Genomic DNA, 26192 nt, shown 5'->3' on the forward strand with positions numbered 1-26192 from the left:
CTGCCTTCTAAGCAGTAGGTCATGGGTTCGAATCCCGTCCGGGGTACTTTGGGAAGATTCTAATTATGAAAATTTTAAGGAGATTAGCGAGTTGGTGCAAGTCTGCGCCCCTCGCTTTTTTTGTCCATTTTTGCCGTTATTTTGCGCTATTATGGATAAATAAGAGCCTATTTTCTTTGAAATATCTTTGAAATTTTTGAGGTGATTTATTGCAGGCTTGGTTTTGTCAAACATAAACAAAATCAAAAATGGCAACATTTAAAGCAATTGTATTTTCGTCAACCAATCACGTTAAAAATGATGGAACATCAAATATCAAGATTCGGGTTTACCACAACGAGGACTCCCAGTACCTTCCTACCCAATTTTACATTCCACCTGAGTATTTATTGAAATCAGGGGATGTTTCCCAAGACTGGCCTGAGGCGGATATGCTCAACTTTGAAATCGGTGAAATAATCCAAAAATATAGAAGGAATGCGTTAAAACTTGGCAGCAGTAAGTTGGCCCAGATGACATGCAAGGATTTGAAAAAATACCTTCAGATTGTTTCAGAGCCGGATGGTGAATCGATCGACTTTGTGACGTTTTCAAAAGCTGTGATTTCAGAAACAACAAAAAAGAAAACAGCAGCCTGGTATGATGTCGCAGTGAATGCCATCTGCTGGTTTTACGGCAAGGAGATTATTGACGTCAAAGAGATCACTTCTTCAAAGTTGAATCAATTCAAAAAGAGATTGCAGGAATCCGGCATCAGGGAAAAGCCGCTGGAACCAGGATCAATAAACAACTACCTCAGGGCCTTAAGGTCGTTGTTCAATAAGTGCAAATTACATTACAATGATGATGACCTGGGGCTGATCAGAATACCACATGATCCATTTGCAAGATTGGATATCCCGGAATATACCAGGAAGCGAAAGAATATTGGCATTGATGAAGTGAAGAGAATCCGGGATTCCAGCTATGAAACTGAACGGGAGAATATAGGCCGCGATGTCTTCATGATGCTTTTTTACCTCATGGGTATCAATGCGACAGACCTATTCAACCTGCAACCTCCTGTTGATGGGCGAATCCAGTACGAGCGAAGCAAGACGAACACCACGGGTAATAAGCATGGATTTGTTTTGTCAATAAGAATCGAGCCCGAGCTGCAACGGTTATTTGAGAAATATAGTCAGGACGGGTTTCTATCGGTGCTAAAATCCAGATATGCCGATTCGTATGCCATGATCAAAGCGGTTAATCAAGGATTGAAAAAGATTTCTGAAAAGCACGAAATCAGTAAGGTTACCACAAACTGGGCAAGGCACACCTGGGCAAGTTTGGCCCGTAACAAAGCCGGTGTTTCCAAAGCAGATATTGACTTCTGCCTGGGCCATGTAAGTAATGATCACAAGATGGCCGATATCTATATTGACATTGATTACTCCATCTTTGACAAAAATAACCGACTGGTCCTTGATCTGATTTTGGATAAAAAGCCGGACGAAAAAAAATCAACAAAAAATCATCTACGTGTTGCGTATTTGAAAAATACGGTTTAACATTGCAGTGAGATAAGCGAGTTGGGTTTTAAACGCAAGTTTGAGATCCAACTTTTTGTGTTTATACACGAAGTAATTTCTTAGCACCTTCCCAACACTTGCAGGGCGTCAAAAATCAGACGCTCATGATACAATCATACACAGAGTTTCTAAAATCAAAAATTAAGATTGCCCCAAAGCAAGGGTTTGATCTGGACATTGATCTGGTCAATCCGCGATTGAAGCCTCACAACAAGATCATGGTGAAGTGGCTTGTTGAAGGTGGCCGCAGGGCTTGTTTTGCCAGCTTCGGTTTGCACAAGACCGTCACCCAGCTGGAAGCGGTCAGGCTCACCCTGGACAAGACTGGGGGTGGAAAAGGGTTGATTGTTTGTCCTCTGAATATTAAGCAGGAATTTATTGAAGATTCCCGGAATATTCTAGGATGGGAAACCCCGCCAAAATTCATCAGGCGAAATTCAGAGTTGGGAGAGGACGGTATCTATCTGACCAACTATGAAAGCATTCGGGACGGGAAACTGGATCCTTCCTTGTTCAATGTGGCTTCATTGGATGAAGCATCCATTCTGAGGGGGTTGGGCGGCTCAAAAACATTCCGTGAATTCATGCGACTGTTCACCGGTGATGGTGGCCCGATGGGTTGCCGTCGTGGAGAAGAAAGCGTGAAGTATCGATTCGTGGCCACTGCGACTCCTTCACCAAACGATTACATTGAATTGCTTGCCTACGCTGATTTCTTAGGAGTGATGGATGTTTCACAGGCAAAGACCAGGTTTTTCAAACGAGACTCAACCCAGGCAGATAAACTGACGCTCCACGCTCATAAGGAGGATGAATTCTGGCTTTGGGTGAGCAGCTGGGCGCTGTTTGTGAGCAAACCTTCTGATATCACCGGAAACCCTGCCGATGATGAAGGGTACATTCTCCCCGAGCTGGATCTTCGCTGGCACGAAATCCCCAGCGACCACACCAAAGCCGGTACCGACAAGGACGGGAGACAATTCAAGATGTTCAACGACGCCTCCGCAGGTGGTTTACAAGGAGCCGCAAAGGAAAAGCGTGAAAGCCTGAATGATCGGATTGCAAAGATGATGGAGCTTCGCGAAGAGGATGTCAATGCACACCGGATAATCTGGCACGACTTAGAAAAAGAACGACATGAAATTGAAAAGGCCATACCGGATGTAGTTTCAATTTACGGTTCTCAGGACTATGAAAAGCGCGAACAGGCAATTTTAGACTTCACGTATGGCCGCTTTCGTGAGCTTGCAGCAAAGCCGGTAATTGCGGGTTCAGGATGCAACTTTCAAAGGCATTGTTCGTGGGCCATCTATCTTGGAATTGGCTTCAAGTTCAATGACTTCATACAGTCCGTCCACAGGCTTCAGCGATTTCTGCAAAAGAACACGGTGCGCGTTGATCTGATCTACACCGAAGCTGAAAGGGGCGTTCGGAAATCACTCGAAACAAAGTGGAAAAATCATAACAAAATGGTGCAAAAAATGACTGAAATAATCAAGAAATACGGCCTTTCTCATTCGGATATGGCAAAGGCACTTACAAGAAAAATCGGAGTGGAACGGGTAGTTGTTGAAGGCAAAAAGTTTCTGGCGATCAATAACGACAATGTGGATGAGCTGTCAAATCATGACAAGATCAAGGATAATTCTGTCGGGTTGATTTTGACTTCAATTCCTTTTTCAACCCAATACGAGTATAGTCCGAATTACGCGGATTTCGGACACTCTGAAAGCAATGATGAATTCTTTCGGCAGATGGACTTTCTCACGCCCAACCTATACAAAAAACTGATGCCGGGACGTATCGCCGCTATCCACGTGAAAGACCGCATTGTACCGATGGGCCTGAGCGGCATGGGCGTACAAACAGTCTATCCGTTCCATGTAGATTGCATTCAGCATTATACCAAACACGGGTTTGCCTATATGGGCATGAAAACAATCGTTACCGATGTTGTGAGGGAAAATAACCAGACCTATCGTTTGGGCTGGACTGAACAGTGCAAGGACGGTACCAAGATGGGCGTTGGTATGCCGGAGTACTTGCTTTACTTCCGTAAGCCAGCAACCGACACGGCAAACGCCTACGCTGACATCCCTGTAGTTAAGGAAAAGAAGATCATTCGGAAAGAAGGTACCGAAAATCCAAACGGATATTCCCGGGCAAGGTGGCAGATGGATGCAGCCGGTTACACCAGATCATCAGGAAACAGAGGAATGACACCTGAAGAGATTGATCGGATCGCATCGATGGAGCCTGATAAGATTTTCAAGTGGTTCAGGAAATACACATTGAACGAAGTGTGGAATTTTGAAGAAGTGGTGACCATTGCCGAAACGCTGGAGCTTCATGGAAAGCTTCCATCTGGATTCATGTTGCTGCAACCTCAATCTTGGACTGATGAAGTCTGGACAGATATCACCCGGATGCTGACCTTGAACGGCTCACAATGGAGCAAAGGGAAAGAGATGCACCTGTGCCCGATGCAATTCGATATTGCCGACCGTGTGATCGAGCAAATGAGCAATCCGGGTGAAATTGTATTGGATCCTTTTGCAGGCCTGTTCACCGTTCCATACCGGGCTGTTTTGAAAGGCCGGATAGGTTACGGAATCGAACTTGCACCTGGTTACTTCTTAGACGGTGTTTCCTACTGCCGGGGAGCTGAGCAGAATGTGGACATGCCTAGTTTATTTGATCTAGTTGAATTTGAACAAGCAATATAAATCCAAAAAATCAAGTCACATGAAAGTAGAAATTACAGTTTCCAAAAGTGAGCTGCTCTTTAAATTGAAAGCAGTATCGAAAGTGATCAATTCATCAAACAAGGTAGTTCCGGCCCATGCGAATTTCATGTTTGAGATCGGATCGGAGGTTAAAGTTACCGGGGCCGATGAATCGGGCAATATCACGGCTACTATTGATTGCCGGTTTAATGAGCCGGAAAGCACGTTTAGCTTTTTAGCTGAAACCAAGACGATGCTTGATGGTCTGCGTGAATTACCGGAACAACCATTGACCATCGAAATCGATAGTGAGAACAACTGGTTTACGATATTCCACCAGTCGGGCAAGTACAAGATTCAGAGTCATAACACCGAAGGCTTTTCTCAGGTGAAGATTGACGCAACGGTTTCGAAACTGATAACGATCAATTCGTTGGACTTCATGAAAGGGATTAAAATGGTGTCGCCGTTTGCCGGGAATGATGAACTGCGCCCAATCATGATGACTGTCTTTATTGAATCGAAAAAAGGTAACCTTTCTTTTTGTGCCACCGATGCATCTACCATGGCCTTGCTTGATCTGTGGCCGGATGTGACTGATGACAGTTTTGAATTCAACGACTTTGAAGTTGCCCTCCCGGTAAAAATTGCCAGGATCGTTGCCGACCTGATGGCGAGAGATCAGAAGATAGAGCTTGAGATTACCGATAAAAACGTTGCCATCTACTTTGGAGAATATCGGATTGTATATCGATTGATCGAAGGTCGGTATTTCAACTACCGGTCCATTATCCCCAATGCCTCTGTTAATAAGAAGATCTTGTCAACCAACACAAGCGAGGTTGTATCGGCGCTGCGGCGTGCATCTGTTTTTGCCAATAAAACATCGAGCCTGGTCGAACTAAACATTACCGGTGATAAACTTCGCATTACCGGCAGGGACAACGACATGGACCAGCTGGCTGATGAAACACTGGCAGCCAACTTTAATCAATCCGAACCTTTCATTATCGGGTTTGGCTGTAACCTACTCCTTAAATGCCTGGAGGCAGTTGAAACCGAAGATTTAAGAATGAGTTTCTCGGAACCAACCCGTGCCTGCCTAATCCGTCCGGATGATGTAAACATTGGTCAAACACTTCTGATCATGCCCTTATTAATCAATGTTTAACCCAAAGCAATTAGTCGTATGAAATCAACAGATAATTTCAAGAAAGTCATTGAAGCCCATCTCCAACACAGGGCTTCAATGGATCCTCTTTTTGCTGTGACACTCAAAAAGGAGAACAAGAATATTGATGACTGTATCACCTACATTCTGAACACCGTGCATAAAAGTGGGTGCAATGGCTTCACTGACGATGAAGTATTCGGGATGGCAGCCCATTACTACGATGAAGATAATATTGAGGTCGGAAAGCCGATCAATGCCCGGGTAGTAGTCAACCACAAAGTAGAACAGCCAGCTCCAAAGAAACCGGAGAAACCGAAGAGCCGGCCTGTAAAGTCGACTAGCAATGCGATTGTCCAACCCAGTTTATTTGATTGATCATGAAACCAAGAACAAAGCTTCAGCATGAAGTAATGCGCTTAAGCAATGAACTGCATCGCGAATCTGAACGACTATTGAAGTGGGCCAAAATTGAGTGCTTGGAACACAAAGGATACGAAACGAAAAGCCGGGTTATCTGTATGGATTGTGGTGAAAGATTTTCGCCTGAGCTTGTCCAGAGGAGAAGAGCTACTTGTCCACACTGCGGCACAGGACTAACCATCGAAAAATCACAAAAAAGGACAGATAAGCAGCGTGTTTATTTTGCTTATGCCCAAATAGTAGGAGACTTCCAGGTAATACGAAACTTTGAGCTTTATGCCTATTATGGATCAGGAGAACAAGCCAGATATTCTTGCTGTGAAATTCTGCAACACTGGATTCGAGAGGATGGAAAACGTGAAGTAGTCGCCAGGAACCACACGACAAGTTTCTATTGTGACAGCTGGAATGGCAACATGGAAATAAGAAACAGAGATTACAAGGGCAGATATTACCATTCGGCCAATAAGTATGATGTTTATCCATTCAAGTATCATCCTGATTCTACCTTCAAGGATATCTACCGGAAGTATGGAATAGATAAAAATCTTCAGGAGCTCACAGCACTGGAAGCAATCTTTTTCATACCAATGAATAATCAGGCCGAGACATTGCTGAAAGCAAAACAATACGGGTTTCTAGGCTTTTCACACTCAAATCCGGGGGATATCAGGCGGTATTGGCCATCCATAAGGATTTGTATTCGAAACAAGTACAAGGTCAAAGATGCTTCGATGTGGATCGACTACATGGGATTACTCAGCTACTTTGGGAAAGACACCAGAAACGCATTCTATGTATGTCCGAAAGACCTTAAGAAAGCTCACGACCGGCTAGTGATCAAAAAGCGACAGGAAGAGAAAAGGCAGGAGTTAATACGGCTCCGGGAGAAGATTGATAAAGAGCAGTTGGAATACGAAAAGCATAAGGCTAAATTTTTCGACCTGCAATTTAAAGATCAGAACATTGTTGTTGTCCCCTTGGTGTCCGTTGAAGAATTCATGAATGAAGGCGATCAACTCCGTCATTGTGTTTTCGCGAACGAATATTACAAAAAGCGTGATTCACTCATTCTTTCGGCCCGGATTGACAACAAACCGATTGAAACGGTAGAGGTGTCCCTTAAAAAGCTCTCAGTCATTCAGGCCCGGGGCCTTAGTAACAATCCAACACAGTATCATGATCAGATTGTGGATCTGGTGAACAGGAACATTCACAAAATAGCGCAAAGAGTATGAAGATGAATGCCTATCTGATACCAGGATTAAAACGACTTGAGGATTTCGTGGCTGAATCTTTCGGTGTAACGGTGGATGACATGAAGAAACCAAGCCGAAAGAGGACATGGACCGAAGCCCGGCAGTTTGCGATGTGGTACCGGAAGAAATTCACCAAAGAGCCCTTGAAATCTATCGGGAAACGATATGGCGGCAGAGATCATGCGACTGTGATCCATGCCGCCAAAACAGTGAACAACCTGATCGAAACAAGCCCGGAATTCAACGGAAAGGCTCAGCAGGCATTGAATGAGATTAGGAAAATGAACAGAATAATAAACGTATAATTATGGCCAGACCCAAAAAGACCGGAATAGAATACTTCCCCTTTGACATTGATATGTTCGAGGATGAGAAGGTGTTGCCTGTATCTGTTGAATTTGGGGCGAAAGGAGAATCTGTTGTAGTAAGGGTGCTGTGCGCGATATACCGGGAGGGTTATTTCGTACAGTGGTCTGAAGGATTGAAGTTTAAAATTGCGAATCAGGCAAAAGTAAGCGAAGGCCTTGTTTCTGACGTGGTAGCTAAACTTGTAAAGTACCATTTCTTTAATGAGGGGATTTTCAATCAACATCAGGTTATAACTTCCGCCGGAATACAAAAGAGATGGAAGGAGGCGACACGTAAACGCGTTGATCCGGACGAAAAAGAGTTTTGGCTTTTGGAAAAAAATGAGGTTTCCGGCGGAAGAAACGACGTTTCCGGCGGAAGAAAGGCGGAAGAAACCCCCACAAAACGACACGAAACACCACAAAGTAAAGTAAAAGAAAAGAAATTAATTACCCCCTTACCCCCAACGGGGGATGAGCAGGAACTACCTCCTGTTTGGAAAAAGGATTATCAGGTGTATTTGAGTGATCTTCGGTCGGCCTTTAAGAAGTTGATTGCTGACCAAGATTGGATTTCCCAGCAGGAGAAATTTAACCCTGGGGTAGATATCCAAAAGTCAATTGAAAAATCATGTGTGAATTATTGGGCCACTGAGGGCGGATGGAAGAAAAAGAAAGCCTCCAAGATCAAGTCGATTGATTGGAAGTCAACCTTTGCCAATGCCATTTCTCAATCTATGAACCGGGTTTATAAAGATCGGTTTGGAGCCGAGCCTAAAGAAAATGTCAAACTTCAAAAGCCGGAAAAATGGTAGATAAGAAGCAAAATATGCAGGATTCTGCGATTGGAAGAGTTCCCCCCCAAGCCACTGATGTGGAGAAAGCAGTTTTGGGAGCCTTGATGCTGGAGATGGATGCCATTCACCGCATATCAGATGTGATTGATACCAGCAGCTTTTATGACGGTCGCCATCAAATCATTTTTGATGCGATTAAGAAGATCTCTTCGGATAAAAAGCCAATTGATTTAATTTCGGTCACCCAGGAGCTGAAAAACAGAAACAAGCTTGATGGAGTGGGAGGCCCGTTGTACGTCACCCAGCTCACCAGCCGGGTAGCCTCCGCAGCACATATCGAATTTCACGCCCGTATTATTGCCCAGAAATTTATTCAGCGTGAGCTGATCCGTATATCTAGCGAGATTCAGCACGATAGCTATGATGATGCCATGGACATGGATGATCTGTTGTCAGATGCGAGAGGCAAGCTAAATGATGTGGATAACCTGGTTTCATGTGCAAATTCCGGGCAAACATCGCAGGTGGTTGCTGCAGAGGCGTTGCAGGAACTTGAGCGAGATTGCAAAGCAACTCAATTAGGTATATCACCCGGATTACCGACCGGTCTATCTGATTTGGACCGGGCGCTTGGCGGCTGGCGAAAAACAAACCTGATCATTCTTGCCGCCAGGCCCGGAATAGGTAAATCTTCACTGGCGCTTCATTTTGCCGTGGTAGCTGCCATGAATGGCCACTGGGTGAACTTCTACGGACTTGAAATGAAGAACCACGATTATTTTAGGATCATTCTTTCAGGCATGACAGGCATCCCAAGAACTGATATCCGGGATGGAAGGCTTACAGAGGAGGATTGGAAGAAGGTACACGAAGCAACAGCAAAATTGGAGCGCCTGCCCATCATCTGGAATGATCATGCCGGAATCACGGTAAATCAAATCCGGTCCAACACCATCCGGAATAAACGGGCCGGGAGGTGCGAACTGGTAATAATCGATTATCTACAGTTGGTAAAGCCAACCGACAAGAAGGCCATCCGGGAACAGCAGGTTTCTGAAATCAGCCGGACACTGAAAGAAACGGCGCTTGGAGAAGATTTGCCAATTATTGCTCTTTCGCAGTTGAACCGGGATGTTGAGAAGCGTGCCGATAAAGAGCCGAATACTGCTGATTTACGTGAGTCTGGTGCCCTTGAACAGGATGCTGATGTGATCCTCTTTTTATGGGAAGACGATAAGCTTCGTTTGAAAGTTGGAAAAAACCGAAGAGGCAAGAAGGGGCCGATCGATTTTTGGGCGAATGAGGAAAAAGTGCTTTTCGGAGACTCGGAACCCTATGATCAAGCATTTGCGGACATGCCTCCAGCTTATGATTTTAACGAAATTCCAAGTGAAGATACCCCATTTTGACACCCCATGACCGTAAACCAATATATTGAAAAACGCTACGCCCGCTGGCTCGATTATTCGGCTTATCATTGCTCCCTGGCCGGGATACCGGATGAAGCAAATGATGTATTGAACGAGGTGATTGTCTATTTGCTTCAAAAAGATGAATCAAAGCTCCGGAAGCTTATGGAGACCAAGAAAGGACAGTACACCGACCTGGATTTCTTCGTGCTCCGGATGATCAAGCTCAATTGTCATAGCTGCACTTCGCCATACCGCAGCCGGTATAAGTCAATTCCTGTTGATACGAATGTTAACCTTGTCCGGCTGAATATTGAAGATTACCCGGATGAAGGCGATGACACACCTGGTCGGATCCTCGAACAGTTTGAAACTGTCCGCGAGGTGTTTGAATCGCTAAACCTTTCACCAAAGGCCCGGCGAATATTCGAATTCAAGTTCTTCCAGGATCAGCCCTTTTCGCAATGGACAGGGCCGGAAACAAAGAAGCAGCTTTATGAAACTTATGGGCATGTATTGGATTTGATTAAGGCAAAGATTTTTAAACGGACGTTGATTTGATGACCGATGACGGTGAGTGCTATGATTAGTGGCGAACTGAACCCGGAAACCTCGATTGAAATACTGCCGTTCCTTGTTTTTATTTTTTTTAGGGTGGGGATTTTTGTTCTTTCTTATTTAGAATAGAAATAAATAACCACAAATGTGGAAAATAAATTACAAAACACTTGCATGATAACCACAAATGTGGTATCTTTACTTCATCAATAAGATACAAAACAAATAAAAATTAACACAATGAAAACTTTAATTGAAAACATCAACAGCGAAAAAGCACAAGAAATCAAAATGAACAACAATGAGTATTTAGTTTGGGCTGATGGTTCTGAAATTTCAGTAGAAGAAATTGAATCTAATTTCAAAGTGACTGAATATGAAAGTGGTTCTATTAATTTGGAACACAAACAAGATGATTTCAGAATCGAAGACATTATTTTCTAATGAGCGCACAAGACTTAATTAACTGGGGGGAGCTATCACGGCTCCTTTCCGGTTCTCGGATGAACATCCGCAAAAACAGGATTCCAGAAAAATACAAAGAACAGGTTGCAAGCCTTGTTAATTGCATCGAAACCTGGCAAAGCGAAATCCAAACGGCGAATGCCGAAGCGGGCGGGCAAAAAAATAAAAACAACTTGCAGGATGTTGATTAATTGCTCTGTACCCGCCATTAATTATAGCACGTGTTACCACGGCGAAGCGAACGTTTTAATGCGTGGTAACGGGGAGCTAAGTGTCGTGAAGCGTTTAGCGAAATGACATTTCAGCGATTGTTATCGGGCGTTCCAGAAAAATTGCCTCTGATTTATATTTTATCAGAAAGCATTTTTGATGAGCGAATTGATATTTGACCCCCGTAATTATCGTATTCACACCGACCAAAACAAGCGAATTATCAAGAAGAGTCTCCAGGAATGTGGAGCCGGCAGATCCGTTTTGGTTGATAAAGACAATGTCCTTATCGCTGGGAATGGAGTTTATGAGCAAGCCCAGGAATTAGGGCTGAAAGTTCGAATAGTAGAATCGCACGGAGAGGAACTCATAGTTGTTAAAAGGACTGATTTGTCATCCGATGACGAAAAAAGAAAGCTCCTGGCCCTTGCGGACAATCATGCTTCCGATACTTCTATGTTTGACATGGACGCTATCCTGGAAGATTTTTCAGGTGATGAGCTTGACCTTTGGGAGTTTGATCTGAGCGATGTGGAGTTGGATGATATCCCTGGCTCGAAAGAAGACAGATCCGGCAGCCTGAAGGAACGTTTCATCATTCCTCCTTTTTCAGTTTTGGACAGCAAGCAAGGTGTTTGGCAAAAAAGAAAGCAAGCATGGCTTGACTTGGGCATAAAGAGCGAGCTGGGCCGGGAAAAGGGAATCACTTATTCCATGTCCTCGCAGCCACCACGTGTTTACGAAATCAGGAACCTGCTCCGAGAGAAAAACGGGGTTGATCCATCATGGGATGAGTTGCTTGATTATTGCCGCAAACACAATGTTCCGGTTATGGAAGGAACATCAATCTTTGATCCTGTTGTTTGCGAGTTGGCTTACCGATGGTTTAATGTCCCGGGCGGTTCTATCCTGGATCCATTCGCTGGCGGATCCGTCCGAGGTATAGTGGCCGCCAAATTAGGTATGCCATATCATGGCGTTGACCTGCGACAAGAACAGATTGATGCGAACGGAGTAAACGCCCTGGAGGTATTCAAAGATTGTCGTGAATTCTTTCCTTCCTGGGTATGCGGTGACAGTTTGGAAATTGACAGCCATCTACCCGGATTGCAGGCTGATTTCCTTTTCAGTTGCCCACCGTATGCCGATTTAGAGGTTTACTCTGATGATCCCCGGGACCTTTCAACGATGGATTACGAGGAATTTATTTCCATTTACCGGGAGATAATCCGGAAAAGCTCCGCCATGTTGAAGGAAAACCGATTTGCGGCATTTGTGGTTGGCGATGTCCGCGACAAAAAAGGTGTCCTAAGAAACTTTGTATCTGATACTATAAGCGCCTTTCAAGATGCCGGGCTGAATTATTACAACGAGATGATCTTGGTCACCACTATTGGAAGCCTGGCCGTCCGGGTTGGTAAACAATTCAATGTAGGCCGAAAGATTGGAAAGCATCACCAGAACGTACTCGTATTTTACAAAGGTGATCCGAAAAAGATTCGTGATAATTTCCCGGAACTTGATTTTTCTGAGGATGATTGGTTAACTGAATAAATTAAATTTGACGGTATAACTCAAATGATTGCCGTCATGAATAAAGATCTAACTATGATTTACAAAGAAGTAATTGCCAAACGGCTTGAACGAAAAAAGGCCCAGCTTTCGGAATTGGAAAGGATACTAAAAGGCGATGGTGAACCTACATCCGTTGAGAAAAGGAAGTTTATTGAACTGAAAGCAGTCGTTCAGGAGCTGGAAAATGTCCTGGATATCGCTGATTCGTTGTTTGATAGTAAAGAATAACACCGATTTTATGGCAAAGTATAGCAAAAAGGTAATTGAAAAGATCACTTCTTTAATAAAAGAGGACAGCTACACTATTGCCGAAATCTGTCTAAAGGTCGGAATATCAGAACGTTCGTTTTATAACTGGCAGAAGAACAGTGCAGAATTTGCAGACGCAATAAAAAGGGCCGAGGAAGAATTCAATTCCTTGTTGGTGGTCGAGGCTAAAAAATCACTCATGAAGCTGGTGAAGGGGTACACTGTTCAGGAGAAAAAAACGGTTACAGCTGACACCGGAAAGAAAGATGAACATACCGGTAAACCGATCGTCAAGGTGAAGGAACACTCTGTCATTGAAAAGCACTACCAGCCTAATCCAACGGCCATCATATTCACGCTTACCAACCGGGACCCGGACAACTGGAAGAACAGGCAAGAAAACAACTTCACGGGCGACATTACCTTGAAGAGCGAGCTGGAGAAGCTGAGCGATGAAGAGCTCGAAACAATCATTCAGAATGGAAAAGTTGAGCATGAATCAAGTCCGGACAAAGCGTGACGTTCTGCTCATGCAGGCTGAAGCTGCAATCATCCTGCGTAAGCGAGAAGCCCGGAAAGATTTCTGGGCTTTTTGCATGTACATGGACCCGAAGTTTTTTTCCAAGCGACCATTCCTCAAACTGATTGCCATGGCATTGATGCGGATTTACTATGCCTATTGCAGCAAAACCATCAGGCGACTTGCCGTTTCGCTTCCACCCCGGGCCGGGAAATCATACATCATGTCGTTATTCATCGCTTGGATGTTTGGTCACTTCCCGGAGGAGTCGGTTATGAGGAACACCTGTTCTAGTCCGCTCTACAACAAACTCTCATACGACACCAGGGATATTGTCCGCTCACGCAGATACAATGAGATATTCACTGAAATTAGCCTGAAGTCTGACAAGCAAAATGTCAACGGGTGGAACCTTTCTCAATCAAAACAGGTTGGTTACTTCGGGGCCGGTGTTGGCGGTTCGGTTATTGGATTCGGGGCCTCGATGCTGGCCGTTACTGATGACTTATACAAGAGCCTGGAAGATGCACTTTCGGATACCAACAATGAGAAGGTGTGGAGCTGGAAGCAGGGGACACATGACTCCCGTATCGAGGGCAACTGCTGCTCGATAGATATCGGGACCAGATGGTCGGAGAAAGACGTACTGGGACGATTGGAGGAAATGGGCAAGTATGATGAGATCATCCGGATACCAGCGCTTGATGAGAATGATGAATCTTTCTGCGAGGATGTTCACACAACGGAATATTACCGGGAGCTCCGGGCCGAAACCGAAGAAAGCATCTGGGAAGCTGAATATATGCAGAATCCGATTGAGGCTAAAGGTTTGCTGTTCCCGAAATCAGAGCTGCAACGATTCAAACGCGATGAGCTCAAAGGCTCTGCCGGTGTTATTGGGGCCTGCGACGTTGCCGATGAAGGAGATGACGATTTCTGCGCACCGTTTGGACATGTGTCTGGCGACAAGGTATATATCACAGACATGCTATTTACGAAGGATCCGGTAGAAATTACCATGCCCCGACTGTCGCAAATGATTATTGATGCCGGTTGTGATTTGATGCGGATTGAGTCAAACAATGGGGGCCGTATATTTGGGCTTGGCGTTCGTGACATACTCAAGGGACAGAGACACACCAAATGTGAAATCCAGGCTCGCCACACATCCTCCAACAAAGAGACCCGCATTCTGATGAAATCCGGATGGATAAAAAAACACTGCGTGTTCCTGGACGAATCGGAGTATGAAAAAGGTTCAGATTATGCCCGGTTCATAAAAGCCTTGACCTCCTACAAGAAGGAGGGGGGCAATGCCCACGATGACGCCCCGGACGGTATGACCATTCTTGCCCAGCTCTACGAGGCCTACCTTCTCCAAAGACAGCCCAGGAAGGTTGCCAGGGGTGCTGGACGTTAAAAGCAGGTTTCTCTTATATTTTAAGAGAAAAGTATGCCGAGCATTTATGATATACTTCAGAATGAAAACTTCGGGCAGGTAGTTCATACCTTGTGCGTTGATACGATCGAAGGAAGAGCCCCGCGAGAATACCTTGAAGAGTTTAATGGAGAGCGAAAACGCCGGAAAACATCCGTAGGCTGGCGGGAACCCAAGCGAATGGAGGTTTATTCCGAGTCGCTTGTGGATGATGATGGCAATCCGGTCCGGCTGGATGACAAGGTGGTTGATGTGGCACGCATAGTCACCAACTTCCCCCGGAAGGTGGTGAGGACTGCTGTTGCTTTCATGTTTGGTGGCAAGATGAAGATATCTGCGGATGAGCAGAACGAAGGGTTTAACGAATTCAAGCGGGTATGGGAGCGAAAACTTAAGATGCACTCCGTTTTGAAGAAATTTGCCCGGGTGGTTTTGTCAGAAACGAAAGCCGCTATTGTATTCTTTCCGTATGTTTCATTGCGTTTTGATGGAACCAAGCAAGCCGAGCTCAAGGCCAAGATCCTATCTCAGCCGGTCCAGGATAATGTTACGTCTGACTTCTATCCTCACTTTGATGACAATGACGATATGGATGCCTTTATCCATAAATTCCAGGTCAGGATTGACGGGATAACAGCTGACCGGGCCATCATCTGGACACGGGAAAAGATCATTACCGGAACGCAAACTTATGGAGGTTGGGAGATTGCAGAGGCAGACAATCCTTTCGGAATCATCCCGGTGATTTATGCTGATGTTTTGGAGCCGGAATGGGAAGAAGTGGCCCCGGTAATGGACGCGCGAGAAATGAGGTTGTCCCGGATGGCAGACACAAACGATTATTTCGCCGAGCCGATTATGAAGACCTTTGGAGAGACCGACCTGCCATCTAAGAATACGGTTGGTAAGGAAATCACATTCCCGATGAAGGTTGACCCTGATTCCGGCAAGCCGTTTCATGGTGATGCTGATTTCCTCGCCTGGCAGCAATCCATAGATTCCGTGAAACAGGAGCTGGAGGAAACCAAGAATGAGCAGTTCAGCGGATCATCCACTCCGGACTTATCATTTGATAACCTAAAAGGTATTGGCAATATCTCTGGTGTTGCCCGTCGGTTTATGACCCTTGATGCACAAATCAAGGCCGCTGAGAACATGGAAGTTTTTGGGCCGGTAGTTCAGCGCTGCGTTTCGGTGGTTGTTGCCGGTATCGCCAATATTACCAACATCAGGTTTCGTCAGCAATTGGTCGACAACTGGATAACCGTTTCCTTTGAATCGATTCTACCGAAAGATCCTGTTGAAGATGCACAAATACTCAGCCTTGCCGGTGGCGGGAAAGCATTCAACAGCAAGGAAACAGTTGTGGCCAATTCTCCACTGACACCGACAGGTGATGTTGAAGGTGAGCTTGAACGCATGGCCCAGGATGAGAAAGCGGAAGCCGAACGGAATAACATGATTGGGTTAAATGCTTTTGGAGGGTAGTGAATGGTTGATCTTACATTCCATGAGCGCCAGCACCTCCAGAAGCTATTGCAGCAGCAAGGAAGCATCAAGTACATCTTTGATGAGTTCGTCAGAAAGGTTGGACAAATCATGACCGGGTGGTCTGATTCGGGCTCAGAAAACGTCTGGATCAGAAATGCCAACATTGAGCGGGCAATCGAAAATGAACTTGCCGTCCTTCGAGAAAAACTGCTGGATAATATCCAGAGCCATACAACGGATGCCTGGGAAAGAAGCAATTTAAAGACTGATGAGTTGGTATCTGGTTTCATTGATAATTTACCGATAAACGAAACGATCAGGAAGGGAATGTTCGCCCGGAACGAGGAGGCATTTTCAGCATTCATGAAACGCAAGGTCGATGGATTTACGATCTCCGACCGGGTTTGGAAGGTCACCGGCACGGCAAAGGAAAACATTGAACATTACCTCTCATCCGGTTTGTCGACTGGTCGCCCGGCAGCGTTGATATCCCAGGATGTCCGGCAGCTTCTCAAAGAGCCGGACAGACGCTTCCACCGGATAAGAAATGCAGACGGGAAGCTGGTGCCATCCGCTCCAATGGCCGCTTATCATCCGGGCCAGGGCGTTTACCGGTCCAGCTATAAGAATGCCCTCAGATTGGCCGTCACGAATACAAACGAGATGTACCGACTGGCAGATCATGAACGGTGGAAGAACCTAGATTTCATCTTAGGGGTTGATATCCGCCGTTCGGCTTCAAACAAAGGCCCGTGTCCAATCTGTGATGCAATGGTTGGGAAATATCCAAAAGACTTTGTTTACAAAGGCTGGCACCCGTTCTGCATTTGCCCGGCCACACCTATTTTGATGAAGGAAGATGACTTCATGAAGTCGATAACAGACGAAAATTATCAAACGTCCGGGCAGATTACAGAGCTTCCTGAGAATGGTCGGGAATACCTGGAGGAACAAGCCGCGAAATCTAACCTCAAAACTGATTCCTACCTCCTTCGTGACAACAAGAAATACTTCAACGCGAAGTGACGCTCTTCTGAAAATTGGGAAAGGAATGTCGTGCTTATATTTTAATGAAAAGTACCATTAAAATTTTATTGTATGACAATTCTTGATCTTCTGAAAAAAGCTTGCAAAACAAAGGGCGTCCCTGAAAAATATGCTGAACGGATTGAAAAAGCATCGAAGGTGACCCAAGCCGAAGATGTTGAGTCAGCGGTTGACGCTTTCAAAGAGAATATCCTTCCTGCCATTCAGGAAGCAGAGACTTCGGCGACTGCCGAATATGAAAAGAAACATGGGCTAAAGGATGGAAAACCAGTTAAAGATCCCGAGCCCAAGAAGGATCCGGAGCCGGTAAAGGTTGATGGCCTGTCACCCGAGATTACCAAGCTCATTGAAGCCCAGAACAAGCAAATTGAAGACCTCAAAGGGCTGGTGCAATCCTCTGTCAAATCTGTTGCCAGTGCAGAAAAAACAGCAGCAGCAAAACGATTACTTGCCGAGAAAAAGCTACCCGAAGGATGGCTCAACAGGATTCAGGCCGAATCTGAAACTTCGATTGAAGACCAGGTGAAGACTCTGCACGAAGAGTATGTTTCCATTCAGCAAGGTGTGATCAATGAAGCCGTTGAAAGCGGGAAATATACTCCGGGATTTCAGCAACCGAAGGAACGCTCCGAAGAGGAATGGACCAAGCTGATGAACGAGGATTCAAAAACAGGCAACCCGGGCGTGGTTGACTTGGGTATTAAATAACCTTAATAATTCATCATTATGTATTTAAAGAAAGAAAAGGAATTCCAGTATCATCCCGGGATTGAGAAAATCTTGATGGATGTGATTGGTGGCGGAACAATTGATCGTTCAGATCTCAATGTTTCGTTTGCAGGCGTTTTGCTTCAGGAGCTGCCACCACTGACAATCGTTGGTAAGGATTCCGTTACCGGTGTCTACCACGTAGTTAAAACTGCTGAAATGTATGCTGCTGCCGCGGTTGATGCAACAACTTACCAGGTGAAGAAAAACCACCTTTTCAAAGTTGCAGATAAGATCACGAAGTCTGGTCTGGCCGGAATCGCAAACACGATCACCGCAATCGACAAAAGCAATGATGGCTACGACGTGATCACGGTAGCATCTACTCTTGAGGCCGCCGCTGAAGGTGATGTTCTTGTTTTGGCTGCCGCTGATGCTGCTGCCGGAAGCGCTGCCTATCTGTACACCCCAGAGTGTATCACGATGAACAAGGTAGATCTGACCGTTGCAAATCAAACCTCGGGTTTACTTGAGGCTGGTAAGGTCAATGCTTCAGTCCTGCCTTTTCCAATCGACGCCGCTTTGAAAGCAGCTCTGAAAGACATCCGTTTTGTGTAACCCATTAAAATCTGAATAAATGGAAAGATCGTTAATCAAACAAGTGAACCGTAAGAACATGGCGGCCCGGTTGAAAACCAACAAGGTTAAGCCGGTGTATTTCCCAAACTTCTTCGGTATCAAGAAAAAGAGCTCCCTGAAATGGGAAACCCTGGTTGGGGAGAAAGGCGCTCCGGTAATTGCTGACGTTATCAGCTTTGATTCTTCTGCACCGCAGAAAACCCGTGAGGTGATCGCCAAGATGTCGGGTGACATTCCAAAAACTGCCGTTAAGCGTGGTATGAACGAAAGTGATTACAACGAATATACGCAGTTGGTGCGCGATGCCCAGGGCGATGCAGCCCAGTTGGAGGTGTTGAACCTGGCTTTCAAAGATCAGGACTTCGTGTATAATGCCGTGCGTGGCCGCTTCGAGTGGTGGACAATGCAGTTGATGAGTAAAGGAGGCTTTTTGCTGAATGCTCAGAACAACAACGGTGTTGTAACCGCTGAATTTGTTGGATGTGGGATGCCCGCTGAAAACAAAAAAGTTTCAACGGTTGACTGGGCCACCGCTGCAACTGCTGACGGCCTTGGCGACATTGAGGCAGCAACCCTGGCAGCTTCGGCAGAAGGCGTTACGTTGAAGTACGCGATCATGCGCCGTTCGGATTTTATCCTGCTGAGAAATCAGACATCGACTACCACCAAACTGAAATCGTGGATCAACCAGGCCCCGACAAAATTGGCGGTGACCCTTGACCTTATCAATCAGTATATGGAAGCCAACATGCTTCCTAAAATTGTGGTGATTGATCCGGCGGTTAAGATCGAGGACAAAGCACACAAAAAGACCACCGTCAACCCTTGGGAATCCAAGCGTGTGTGTTTGCTCCCTGACCTGTCAATTGGTGATATCCAGCACGGGCCTATTGCCGCTGAAAGTTCAGCTGAAGTGAACAAGATTGCCACCACCGTCAAGCAGGATTTCGTGTTCATCCAGAAGTGGTCTGAGCTGGAACCGTTCAAAGAATGGACCAAGGCAGAGGCCAACGCCATCCCGGTGATCAATGACCCGGATACGATGTACATCCTGAAATGCGATGGCGCCGCATGGAGCGAAACTGAGGACACTGAAGGTACCGACAATGTACCTGCATCATTCCTTGGTGCAGATGTAGAAGAATAGTATGACTGTTCTTGAAGCCATAAAATCAACCGTAGCTGGCTATCCGCTGTCAGACGATACATTTAACCGTGTATTGATAGACCGTGGGCTGTCGGCTACGGCTGAATATGCAGGGACTTCGAAAGAATTCGAGCTGGCGAAAGCAGATATCTTAATGGTCCTGGTTTCAGCTGCCGGTATCACCGAAGGCGGATTTCAGATTTCTGTTACCGATAAGTCAAACTTCATCAAGATGGCAAACGCCATTTATACGAAGTACGATGATCCGGCGGCGAAGGTGATAACTGTTCCAAGAGGTAGAGCACAGCAAAGATGGTGAAGCAATATCCACATATCGTGACTGTAGCAAATGCCTCTGAACCGGTGTTGACAGATGGAAAATGGAGCGTTGAAAGCGCTGACTTTTCATCCATTTGCCGGGCCGAACCAGCCGGTAAAGGAGACGTTCTTCGCGGCACAGACGGCAACGAAATCAGCTTTGCGTTTGTGGTGTACCTTCCTAAAGCGTCAACGATACTGTCAGCCGGGAGCAAGGTAACTATTGCTTTTGAAGATGGCAGTCTTGTTAACGCGACGTTGAAACGTCAGCAAAACGGACAGTTAAATTCAAGGTTATGGGTATAAAGCCAACATTCACGAGGGCCGACATTGATCGTGACCTGGATGCCTTCAGGGAAAAGGTTGAAAGCGACCTTTTCAAGATACTTGCCTACGTAGGTGAAGAATTTGTAAAGGAAGCCCGGCAGATGACGAAAGCTGACGGAGGCTTTGGCGATGTTACCGGAAACCTTCGTTCCTCCATAGGTTATTTCATCCTGAAGGATGGAAAAATCGTGAAAGAAAACCTGAAGGGATCAGCTGGTATTGGCAAATCTGCTGCCAGGATAGCTCTGAACGGAGTTGAAAAGCGGGACGGTTATCAGCTGGTGGGTGTGGCCGGGATGGATTATGCCAGCAAGGTTGAAAGTAAAGGATTAAATGTGATCAGTGTTCAGGCTGACACGGCAATTATCAACCTGGAACGAATCCTTGATAAGTATGCGGATAGCTTGAACAAGATTGGTGTTTCGATGGAACGCTTTTCCGATGATGGAGAAACAGTATCAACTACATTCAGATGAAAGCAACGGATTTTGCCATAAACAGAATTGTGAGTATTCTGGAAAGTGTGCTCCAGGTTCCCGTGATGAAGTATTCAAAGCCAACGGCTGTTCAGTTGGATGAATACGTAGTGGTAAACTCACTGCCTATTAATGCTGATATCATGCAGCGATGCGTGGTGAATGTGAACTATCACGTGAAGGACATTACCCCCGGGGCACCGGATGTTGACAAAATCGAATCAGGAACATCGGCTGTTATTGCCGCGCTTGACGGAACTGTTGAAAAAGGCATATCAAACGACGTGCTGATTGACTACGAGACTCAGGAAACCCATCGGGAAGATCCCCTTGGCGAACATTACTCTAACATTCGATTTACAGTACGAATCATTAACAAATAAGACTTATGACTGCACAAAAATTAGTTTATGGGATTAGCTCCGTGAAACTCGGGATACCTACCAATTTGGCTACGATGCCCGCCCAGCTAGATGCTTTTTCGGAAACGGTGAAAGGATCATTCACACTAGCGGAAACAGATGCTACCGAAGTGGATGCTTTGACCGAAGAATCGGCAGCGCCAATTGCATCGATCACCGATGTTGAATCCGTGCTGGAAGGTAGCTGGAGGACTTACGACTACACACCGGCCATGCTTGAAAAAGTGAAGGGCGGCGATGGGACTACCCTTGCTACGAAGTGGCAGGCGCCAGCTGCAAGTGAAAATATTGAGCTTGCCTTGCAGGTCAACACCACTGCCGGTCCGGTACTGAACGTGTACAAAGCCAAAATTACAGCCAAGTTTACAGGCAATGTATCCAAGTCCGGTTTCTCTGAAATAGAGATCAGGTTTAAAGCCCTGGCCCCGGCTGCCGGTCTATCGCCTTACGACTGGGACGAGATTGATTAATTAACTGAAAGCCCTGATTATTCCGGGCTTTCTTTCCTTTAAACAAGCAACAATGGTTGATATAAAAACAAAGCAAGAAGCTGCCGCCACCTTGACCGGTAAGGGTATTGGTTTCTCTGTTGAAGAAAATGGGAAGGTCCATCATTTCTGCATCCCTCAATTAAAGCTGGGTACGCTAATCCAGATCAGCGAGGCCAAACTGAATTTGACCGTTTTTGACAAGAATGCAAAAGCTGTCGATATCATTAGTTCGATGGCCACAGACGCCCAAATCAAAGCACGGATAATCGCCCTGGCTGTCATCAATTCCAAGCCGGTGCCAGAACGAAGGCGGTCGATCCTTTCTCTCGGATCAAAACCCATTAATCCTGAATTGATGGACGAGGATGAGCTAACCGGATTATTTCTCCGCACGCTGGATTCCGAAGAAACAAATAAGCTCATCAAAGTTATCGTGAAGCAGATGGGAATAGATGATTTTTTCGTGAGTACCGTCTCGCTGGCAGGCATCAACCTTCTGGAGATGAGCGGGACGGTTACAAGCCAGCATTCACCATCTGGGGACGAATAGCAGACATCTGTAAGAATTTCGGCTGGACCTTCGATGAAGTAATGTGGGGCGTAAGCTGGCAAAACATACAAATGATGCTGGCTGATATTCCCTATCAACACTATGGTAAAAAAGAAGAAGAAATCATCGAGGTGACCAATCCGGAACAGCACAAAGCGGCAATGAAAAGACTTAAAGCAAAGCGAAATGGGAGCACTAAACTTTAATGCGGATATTGATATAAAAAAGTTTGATCAGAAGATGGTCATTCTTGATGCGCGTATAAGTAGTCTGGTGAAGGAATTTAAAGAAGGCGGTTTTGTAATGGACAGCGCTTTTGGCAAGTTCGGGAAGACGCTTGACGGCATTGGAATCAATTTGACTGGTTTGATCGGTCCAGCGATGGCTCTTACAGCAGCTATGCAGTTTAAGAAATGGGCGCAGGATGCATACGAGTTTGAACGTGAGTTCGGCATGGCTATGCGTGAGGTTCAAACAATATCAAAAGCAGTTCAGGAAGACCTCAAAGGAATCTCAGATCAGATCGTCCAGATGGCCGCAAACGGGCCGGAAAGCGCTATCAATCTTTCAAAAGCCTTCTATCAAATTGTCTCTGCCGGGTACGATGGCGCGGCAGGCTTAAAGCTGCTTGATATTTCCTCAAAAGCGGCCACCGCCGGGATTACCGATACCACCACTGCTGCCGATGGATTGACCACGGTTTTAAATGCCTGGGGGATATCCGCAGACAACGCAGGCAAAGTTGCCGATGTGATGTTCAAGACCGTAGAGCGAGGAAAAACCACTTTCGGGCAGCTGGCTTCGACCATTGCCCAGGTTGCTCCGCTGGCAGCCTCGAACAATATCGCTTTCGAAGAGATCTTTGCGGCCATCCAGTCTATTACCAAGCAAGGTACTCCAACGGCTCAAGCCATGACCCAGATCCGGTCATCGATCATCAACATGAACAAGGTGCTGGGCGATGGCTGGTCAGCTACCATGACATACCAGGAAGGGCTTAACAAGGTTGCGGAAATGGCCGGAGGTAGCCAGAATAAACTGAAACAGCTCATTCCTGATGTGGAAGGTGTGAACGCAGTATTGGCATTAACTGGAGAGAAGGCCCGCGGAGCCGCAGATGACCTGAACGAGACAGCTAAAGCCGCCGGGGCAATGCAAAAGGCATACGACACCATGATGGAGGAAGCAGATAACAAGTGGGCCATGGTACACAACCGGTGGACCCGCGAGATCAGGGAACTTGGAAAGGCCATAAAGGCTGGTTCAACGTCATTCGCCGACTTTCTAAACAGCTTGCTTGCCGATACTCAATTGGATATTATTAATCCGGGCTCAAAGAAATTAGTTGATGAAGTGGCCGCAAGTATTTCCGGCATCACAGACAAAGAGGAAAAACTAACCATCATACTTGAAAAGATCAATGAGCTGAGGAATAATCGGGTGGGTGAACTGAGTCCTGAAGCATCAAATCTTGAAGATAATCTCCCTGGATGGTTACAACGAAGAGCCGAGGACTTAAATGCCAGTATTGGCTTAACCGGAAAAGCCTGGACTCCCGGAAGATACACTCAAGCTGAACTCGAATATTTAAACAACCAAATTGCCATCACCAAACAGGCTGAAGAAGGTTTGATGAAACTGTTTGCTGAAGTCTCAGCTTCATCAACGGAGACCGGTAACAATGTTGGTGAAAGCCTTGAAACGGTACAGCAACAAATTGACAGCACAGGTAAAGCATTGGAGAAAGCGAAAGCCGACTTGGATAAGTTCAGGGCTCCAGGATCAACAAAAACAGTTAATGAGATAGAGGCGCAGGAAAAGGCGGTGGAAGAGCTGCAAAAGAAGCTTGAAACCCTGACCGGAGTTAAGCAGAATTCAGAAAAGGAAATCGCCGGTTTGAAAGGTGAGCTTGACAAGCTATACAAAGACCTTGAAACAGCAGACGAAAAAGACCGGAAGATTATTGCCGAGCGAATTGTTGAATTGGAAAAAGAAAAGAAGCTGCGAGAAGAAATCGCCAATCAAGCCATTAAGGTGGCTGAAAATAAAGGCATCAAACCAATCAACGTAAACGCAGGCGATATCCGGGGGACATTGACCGGGGCTGATGGCAAGCCTTTGTTTATTGGCAAAGGTGAAGTAAAAAGCATTAAAGAGGTTGAACTTGAATTCAGCAAATTAAGCAAAAGGATCAAATCGGTAAATGATAACTCAAAAGAGGGCCTTTTAAATACGCTTGGTACAACTCAAGAAATACTTTTCAATGTACAGGGAATTACCAGTGAATATGCCGAGCAATTAGGCTTGAATGAAGAACAGGCCAAAGTCTTGGAAGATGGTTTGCAAGCCATGTCCGGGATAGCTGACATCGCCTCCGGGAACGTGGTCCAAGGTGCGGCAAAGCTGATTGATTCGGCATTGGGAATGTTCCTGAAAACCCCGGAGAAGCTTTCTGACCATTTTGTCAACGTACAGGAACAGGTTGAGAAGATACTGAACTCAGTAAACATTGCTGCGGAATCGCTTTCAAACCTGAGTGTTGACAGCTCCATGCGGTCGATCATCATTCTTAAATCACAACTGGAAGACCTGGCAGCAGAGGCAAAGACACTTAACGATGAGCTGCAAGGGAAATATTACGGCCCCCGGGATGGCGACCGCAACGGATCAACCGTACTCAGGAACATCGTCCAGCAAGCCGCAGATCTGAATGTCGAGATCGAGAAGCTATCAAACCGACTTTTGCAAGGCGGGATATCAGATGACCAACGCAAAGCTATCGAGGCCGTTTTGCAAAGCTACAACGGCCTGGTGGCTGAAATGAATAACATCATCGGCGATGTGATCGGGGTTTCCATCAGCGACCTGAAAAACTCGTTAGCGGATGCCTTCTTTGAGGCTGAGGATGCCGCAAAAGCCTGGGGTGATACAGTAAATGACATTATTGCCAACATCACCAAAAAACAGCTGACTGCAAAACTGCTGACCGCTCCGATTGATCAGGCCGTGAACCAGCTGCTCAATGATTATTCTGATGGGAGCCTTTCAACGGATGACATCAAGCGGTTTCAGGATACCATGTCCGCCCTTTACACAGAGGTCGGCCCCGCTTTCGAAGAGGCCATTGCAGGGTTAAAGGAACTCGGGATTGACTTTGGAAGTGATTCAGCGGCCTCCGGTATCGCCGGTCAGATTGGCCGTGCAATCACCGAAGAATCGGCAAGTGAGCTGGTTGGCCTTTGGAACCGGACGGCTTTGGATACACGGGGCATTTTGGAAAGTTCAAAGGCTGCCGAGAGTAGTTTGATGAACATTGAAAGAAATACATTGGATACTGTTCTGGAGCTTCGTACAGCGGTCACAGAACTGAAAGCGATTAACACGAACACAAAAACAACGGGGAGCCGAATATGAAAAACGACAATCTTAACATCCGGGTAAATGTAGTGGCCAATCTTTTCGATAAAGACGGCAAGTTGAAAGCTACAAGAGAAGTACATAACGCCGTCACCAGCGCGGGGAAGAACGGCATTGTAAGTCAGCTGCTGGCAACTCCGGCATTGGGCAATCTCACACATATGGAGCTGGGCACCGGCACAGGGGGCACTACGAAGCTGAACGCTTACATTTCGGGTAGCAGGCAGGCATTCACCAGCAAAACAGCGGCCAGCAATGTCTTGACCGTTGTTGCCAACTTCGCCGCCGGGGTAGGCACAGGTAGTATCACCGAGGCAGGCACTTTTGACAGTGCTACCCAGGACAGCGGCAACATGTGGATGTACGCCACGTTTGCGGCTATCGCCAAAGCAGCAGGAGATAGTTTGCAGATTACCTGGACACTGACAATTAACTAATCCG

General features: G+C 46.0%; 28 protein-coding genes. All 28 read left to right on the forward strand.

All coding sequences use genetic code 11. The features are described from left to right. Positions 1-248: 248 nt before the first annotated feature. Positions 249-1550 carry a tyrosine-type recombinase/integrase gene (locus tag N2K84_RS14965; protein ID WP_282592633.1) on the forward strand — a complete coding sequence of 434 codons (1302 nt, stop codon included), beginning with the start codon at positions 249-251 and terminating at the stop codon, positions 1548-1550. Between the two features lie 125 nt (positions 1551-1675). Beyond that, positions 1676-4297 carry a DNA methyltransferase gene (locus tag N2K84_RS14970; protein WP_282592634.1) on the forward strand — a complete coding sequence of 874 codons (2622 nt, stop codon included), beginning with the start codon at positions 1676-1678 and terminating at the stop codon, positions 4295-4297. A 19-nt stretch (positions 4298-4316) separates the two neighbouring features. Beyond that, positions 4317-5468 carry a DNA polymerase III subunit beta gene (gene dnaN, locus N2K84_RS14975; protein ID WP_282592635.1) on the forward strand — a complete coding sequence of 384 codons (1152 nt, stop codon included), beginning with the start codon at positions 4317-4319 and terminating at the stop codon, positions 5466-5468. An 18-nt stretch (positions 5469-5486) separates the two neighbouring features. After that, the gene (locus N2K84_RS14980) at positions 5487-5846 is read left to right on the forward strand and encodes a PcfK-like family protein (protein ID WP_282592636.1); all 360 of its coding nucleotides are present in this window, start codon (positions 5487-5489) and stop codon (positions 5844-5846) included. Between the two features lie 101 nt (positions 5847-5947). After that, complete coding sequence (locus N2K84_RS14985) at positions 5948-7129, forward strand: PcfJ domain-containing protein (protein ID WP_282592637.1); 1182 nt, start codon at positions 5948-5950, stop codon at positions 7127-7129. Then, the gene (locus N2K84_RS14990; RefSeq protein ID WP_282592638.1) at positions 7126-7455 is read left to right on the forward strand and encodes a helix-turn-helix domain-containing protein; all 330 of its coding nucleotides are present in this window, start codon (positions 7126-7128) and stop codon (positions 7453-7455) included. The genes N2K84_RS14985 and N2K84_RS14990 overlap by 4 nt, the downstream gene beginning before the upstream one ends. A 2-nt stretch (positions 7456-7457) precedes the next feature. Further along, positions 7458-8312 carry a DUF4373 domain-containing protein gene (locus N2K84_RS14995; RefSeq protein WP_282592639.1) on the forward strand — a complete coding sequence of 285 codons (855 nt, stop codon included), beginning with the start codon at positions 7458-7460 and terminating at the stop codon, positions 8310-8312. Then, positions 8306-9703: a replicative DNA helicase gene (locus N2K84_RS15000; protein WP_282592640.1), complete on the forward strand. Its 1398-nt coding sequence runs from the start codon at positions 8306-8308 to the stop codon at positions 9701-9703. Before N2K84_RS14995 ends, N2K84_RS15000 begins: the two co-directional genes overlap by 7 nt. Positions 9704-9709: 6 nt before the next feature. After that, positions 9710-10264: a hypothetical protein gene (locus N2K84_RS15005; protein ID WP_282592641.1), complete on the forward strand. Its 555-nt coding sequence runs from the start codon at positions 9710-9712 to the stop codon at positions 10262-10264. 237 nt (positions 10265-10501) lie between these two features. Continuing rightward, the gene (locus tag N2K84_RS15010; protein WP_282592642.1) at positions 10502-10705 is read left to right on the forward strand and encodes a hypothetical protein; all 204 of its coding nucleotides are present in this window, start codon (positions 10502-10504) and stop codon (positions 10703-10705) included. 390 nt (positions 10706-11095) lie between these two features. After that, positions 11096-12490 carry a chromosome partitioning protein ParB gene (locus tag N2K84_RS15015; protein WP_282592643.1) on the forward strand — a complete coding sequence of 465 codons (1395 nt, stop codon included), beginning with the start codon at positions 11096-11098 and terminating at the stop codon, positions 12488-12490. A 36-nt stretch (positions 12491-12526) separates the two neighbouring features. After that, the gene (locus N2K84_RS15020; RefSeq protein WP_282592644.1) at positions 12527-12739 is read left to right on the forward strand and encodes a hypothetical protein; all 213 of its coding nucleotides are present in this window, start codon (positions 12527-12529) and stop codon (positions 12737-12739) included. Between the two features lie 10 nt (positions 12740-12749). Further along, positions 12750-13280 (forward strand): transposase, encoded by a 531-nt coding sequence (locus tag N2K84_RS15025; protein WP_282592645.1) that lies wholly within the window; start codon positions 12750-12752, stop codon positions 13278-13280. Further along, positions 13255-14700 (forward strand): phage terminase large subunit, encoded by a 1446-nt coding sequence (terL, locus tag N2K84_RS15030; protein ID WP_282592646.1) that lies wholly within the window; start codon positions 13255-13257, stop codon positions 14698-14700. The genes N2K84_RS15025 and terL overlap by 26 nt, the downstream gene beginning before the upstream one ends. A 33-nt stretch (positions 14701-14733) precedes the next feature. After that, on the forward strand, positions 14734-16206 hold the full coding sequence (locus N2K84_RS15035; RefSeq protein WP_282592647.1) for a phage portal protein: 1473 nt from the start codon (positions 14734-14736) through the stop codon (positions 16204-16206). A gap of 3 nt (positions 16207-16209) precedes the next feature. Next, positions 16210-17235 (forward strand): hypothetical protein, encoded by a 1026-nt coding sequence (locus N2K84_RS15040; protein ID WP_282592648.1) that lies wholly within the window; start codon positions 16210-16212, stop codon positions 17233-17235. 72 nt (positions 17236-17307) lie between these two features. Further along, positions 17308-17964 (forward strand): hypothetical protein, encoded by a 657-nt coding sequence (locus N2K84_RS15045; protein WP_282592649.1) that lies wholly within the window; start codon positions 17308-17310, stop codon positions 17962-17964. Positions 17965-17982: 18 nt separating this feature from the next. Beyond that, the gene (locus N2K84_RS15050; RefSeq protein WP_282592650.1) at positions 17983-18582 is read left to right on the forward strand and encodes a hypothetical protein; all 600 of its coding nucleotides are present in this window, start codon (positions 17983-17985) and stop codon (positions 18580-18582) included. 19 nt (positions 18583-18601) lie between these two features. Beyond that, positions 18602-19750, forward strand: coding sequence for a major capsid protein (locus N2K84_RS15055; RefSeq protein WP_282592651.1), 1149 nt, complete (start codon positions 18602-18604; stop codon positions 19748-19750). A gap of 1 nt (position 19751) precedes the next feature. Further along, positions 19752-20069 carry a DUF6706 family protein gene (locus tag N2K84_RS15060; RefSeq protein ID WP_282592652.1) on the forward strand — a complete coding sequence of 106 codons (318 nt, stop codon included), beginning with the start codon at positions 19752-19754 and terminating at the stop codon, positions 20067-20069. 17 nt (positions 20070-20086) lie between these two features. After that, positions 20087-20374, forward strand: a complete 288-nt coding sequence (locus N2K84_RS15065; protein WP_282592653.1) for a hypothetical protein — start codon at positions 20087-20089, stop codon at positions 20372-20374. Then, positions 20365-20871 (forward strand): HK97 gp10 family phage protein, encoded by a 507-nt coding sequence (locus N2K84_RS15070; protein WP_282592654.1) that lies wholly within the window; start codon positions 20365-20367, stop codon positions 20869-20871. The genes N2K84_RS15065 and N2K84_RS15070 overlap by 10 nt, the downstream gene beginning before the upstream one ends. Beyond that, entirely contained in the window at positions 20868-21254 is a 387-nt protein-coding gene (locus tag N2K84_RS15075; protein WP_282592655.1) for a hypothetical protein, read from the forward strand. Before N2K84_RS15070 ends, N2K84_RS15075 begins: the two co-directional genes overlap by 4 nt. Before the next feature lie 5 nt (positions 21255-21259). Next, entirely contained in the window at positions 21260-21763 is a 504-nt protein-coding gene (locus N2K84_RS15080; RefSeq protein WP_282592656.1) for a hypothetical protein, read from the forward strand. Between the two features lie 52 nt (positions 21764-21815). Further along, the gene (locus tag N2K84_RS15085) at positions 21816-22334 is read left to right on the forward strand and encodes a hypothetical protein (RefSeq protein ID WP_282592657.1); all 519 of its coding nucleotides are present in this window, start codon (positions 21816-21818) and stop codon (positions 22332-22334) included. Positions 22335-22405: 71 nt separating this feature from the next. Then, entirely contained in the window at positions 22406-22540 is a 135-nt protein-coding gene (locus tag N2K84_RS15090; RefSeq protein ID WP_282592658.1) for a hypothetical protein, read from the forward strand. Next, entirely contained in the window at positions 22521-25748 is a 3228-nt protein-coding gene (locus N2K84_RS15095) for a phage tail tape measure protein (RefSeq protein WP_282592659.1), read from the forward strand. Before N2K84_RS15090 ends, N2K84_RS15095 begins: the two co-directional genes overlap by 20 nt. Further along, the gene (locus tag N2K84_RS15100) at positions 25745-26188 is read left to right on the forward strand and encodes a hypothetical protein (protein WP_282592660.1); all 444 of its coding nucleotides are present in this window, start codon (positions 25745-25747) and stop codon (positions 26186-26188) included. The genes N2K84_RS15095 and N2K84_RS15100 overlap by 4 nt, the downstream gene beginning before the upstream one ends. The last annotated feature ends 4 nt before the right edge of the window (positions 26189-26192 follow it).

The organism is Gaoshiqia sediminis (genome assembly GCF_025907915.1).
GTDB classification, from domain to species: Bacteria; Bacteroidota; Bacteroidia; order Bacteroidales; family Prolixibacteraceae; genus Gaoshiqia; species Gaoshiqia sediminis.